Origin of the sequence: Oscillatoria sp. HE19RPO, assembly GCF_024220515.1 — a bacterium.
Taxonomy (GTDB): Bacteria; Cyanobacteriota; Cyanobacteriia; order Cyanobacteriales; family Laspinemataceae; genus Laspinema.
On the sequence record NZ_JAMXOT010000213.1, the window covers coordinates 1 to 3315 of the forward strand.

The 3315-nt window shown below is 47.3% G+C and carries 2 protein-coding genes; both read left to right on the forward strand.

Annotated features, from left to right (window positions below):
- Positions 1 to 189: 189 nt before the first annotated feature.
- A complete protein-coding gene (gene mutS, locus NG833_RS19310) occupies positions 190 to 2853 on the forward strand; it encodes a DNA mismatch repair protein MutS (protein ID WP_375293930.1) in 2664 nt (887 codons plus the stop codon).
- A gap of 381 nt (positions 2854 to 3234) precedes the next feature.
- A partial coding sequence (locus tag NG833_RS31010) for a transposase DNA-binding-containing protein (RefSeq protein WP_375293885.1) occupies positions 3235 to 3315 on the forward strand: 81 nt, incomplete at its 3' end.

A 3315-nucleotide genomic window follows, 5' to 3' on the forward strand; every position in this document is an offset into this window, starting at 1 on the left:
GCAATGCTTGCGCCCAAAAGAGGGCGCAAGCATTGCGCCCCTACAAATCAATACACCTTGACAGGGCTAGTCCAAAAAGGGCAACCGATGGGAGATTTCCGCAAGTTTTTAGAACATCGGGGATAGCAGCAGTTTATTATCTATAAACAGCCGAATGGCTTGCCCTGTGTTTGGATTCTGGATAAACCCATGAGCGATCGTCCCTCTGCATCTACCCCAACAGATATGACTGGGATTAAAACGACCCAGACCCATATTACCAATGCTGACTATCGCGAACTCGATCGCAGTCGCCTCTCGGCGATGTATCGGCATTATGCAGAAGTCAAGGATCAATATCCCCATTCCCTGTTGTTGTATCGGGTGGGAGATTTCTTTGAAACCTTTTTCCAGGATGCGATCGTCGTAGCGCGAGAATTGGAATTAGTCCTCACCAGTAAACAAGGGGGAGATGTGGGACGAGTCCCCATGACGGGAGTCCCCCATCATGCCTTAGAACGCTATGCCATGCAATTGGTGGAAAAAGGCTACTCCGTCGCCGTGTGCGATCAAGTTGAAGATGCTTCGGAAGCGAAAGGATTAGTCCGGCGCGAAGTGACTCGGGTGATTACCCCGGGTACTATCCTGGAAGATGGAATGCTCAAAGCGCGCACTAATAATTTTTTAGCGGCAGTCCTCATGGCGGGAAATCAGTGGGGATTGGCTTATACAGATATTTCCACTGGGGAATTCTTCACCACCCAAGCTGAAGATTTAGAACATCTCGCACAAGAACTCATGCGTCTGCAACCGTCGGAAGTGCTTGTGCCGACGAATGCGCCGGATATTGGTACTTTATTGCGTCCCGGGGAAAAGTCCCAACATCTCTCGGAGTATCTCCCTTCCTGCTTTTGCTATTCTCTGCGATCGCAAAAACCTTTTACCTTAGTCGAAGCACGTCAGCGGATTTTCCAGTATTTTAAACTCCGTAGTTTGGAAGGGGTGGGATGTGAAAATCTCCCCTTAGCAGTGCGTGCAGCAGGGGGATTATTGGAATATTTGGAAGCAACGCAAAAGGAAAATCGGATTCCCCTGCAATTGGTTAGAAGTTATACCTTAGCGGATTATTTAATTGTTGATGCTCAAACTCGCCGCAATTTAGAAATTACCCAAACTGTGCGGGATGGGACGTTTTATGGGTCGTTGTTATGGGCGATCGACCGCACCAAAACCGCTATGGGTGGGAGAGCATTACGGCGGTGGATTTTGCAACCTTTGCTGAAGATTAAAGGCATTCAAGCGCGACAGGATACGGTGGAGGAATTAGTCCAAAAAACGGAACTGCGCGAAGAAATTCAAAAGTTGTTATCAGAAATCTATGACATCGAACGCCTCACGGTTCGCGCAGGTTCGGGTACAGCAAATGCGCGAGATTTAATCGCATTGGCGGATTCTTTGGCAAAATTGCCGGAACTCTCCACCTTGGCACAACAAGGGAATTCTCCCTATTTGAAACCCTTACAACAGGTGTCCTCAGAACTAGAAACATTGGCGGTTCGCTTAAAACGGGCGATTGTGGAATCACCGCCGCTACATTTAACCGATGGGGGGTTGATTCGTCCGAATGTTTATGAGGCGCTGGATGAGATGCGATCGCTGGTTGAAGGCGATCAACAATGGTTGGCGAATTTGGAAGTGCGGGAACGGGAACGCACGGGAATTTCAACGTTAAAAGTGGGGTATAATAAGACTTTTGGATATTATATCAGTATTTCTCGTTCAAAAAGTGAACAAGCGCCTGCGGATTATGTGCGTCGGCAAACATTGACCAATGAAGAACGGTATATTACGCCGGAGTTGAAAGAAAGAGAATCAAGGATTTTGACGGCACAGGAGGATTTGAATAAGTTAGAATATGAGCTGTTTATCCAGTTGCGATCGCAGGTGGGAGAATATGCAGCAATGATTCGCAATGTGGCCAAAGCAGTGGCGGCGATCGATGTTTTATGTGGATTCGCTGAAATTGCGATCGACCGGGGATATTGTCGTCCGCAAATGGTAGAAAATCGAGAATTGAGAATTACCAATGGTCGTCATCCTGTAGTAGAATATTCCATCCCAGCAGGGTTATTTGTGCCGAATTCCACACGATTGGGGAATGCCGAAGAACCGGACAAATCTGAAGGCGATCATCGCCTTGCACCGGATTTAATTATTTTAACTGGACCGAATGCCAGTGGCAAGAGTTGCTATTTACGGCAGGTGGGATTAATACAGTTATTGGCACAAACGGGGAGTTTTATTCCAGCAACTTCCGCCACTTTAGGAATCTGCGATCGCATCTTCACCCGAGTTGGCGCAGTGGATGACTTAGCAACAGGTCAATCCACCTTTATGGTAGAAATGAATGAAACCGCCAACATTCTCAACCATGCCTCTCCTAAATCCCTAGTTTTACTCGATGAAATTGGCCGAGGAACCGCCACCTTTGATGGATTATCCATTGCGTGGTCCGTTGCCGAATATTTAGCCACAGAAATTCGCTCTCGCACCATCTTCGCCACCCATTACCATGAAATGAATGAACTGGCATCCATCCTTTCCAATGTCGCCAACTATCAAGTAACGGTTCGGGAATTAGCCGATGAAATCGTGTTTTTACATCAGGTACAACCGGGAGGTGCGGACCGTTCTTATGGCATCGAAGCAGGACGGTTGGCGGGGTTACCTCCAGTGGTCATTCAACGCGCAAAAGAGGTGATGAGTCAGATTGAAAAGCATAGTAAAATTGCCGTTGGACTCCGCAAAGGGGCGAAGAAAGAGGGAGTGAATTCTTCGGAATCGACGGAACAATTAGATATGTTTGATTTTTAAATAGGGTTTGGATGTTAGTAGAAGAACCCCACCCTAACCCTCCCCTTGCTAAGGGGAGGGAACCAGAAGAACCCCACCCTAGCCCTCCCCTTGCTAAGGGGAGGGAACCAGAAGAACCCCACCCTAACCCTCCCCTTGCTAAAGCTATGCGTTACTCGCATCTTTCTTAACAATCTTGTAAACCTAATGCCAGTATTGGTTAGCGGGATAATTTACCCCAAAGGGTGGGACTCTACCACACTTAAGCTCCATACTTAAGTGTGGTAGCCATATTCTAGAATAGAAAGGGAGCCTCCCAACGAGCTATGTTTCCTAAAACTACCATAAAGGAAAAAGAGCATTGAGGGTCTCATTCATGAAACAATAAGCCGGAGAAATAAGATGGTGGAGTCTTGGGCCGCATCCGAACTGAAATATGCTAACCTCGGGGATAAACGCCTTCTTCAGCGATTGGTAAAAATG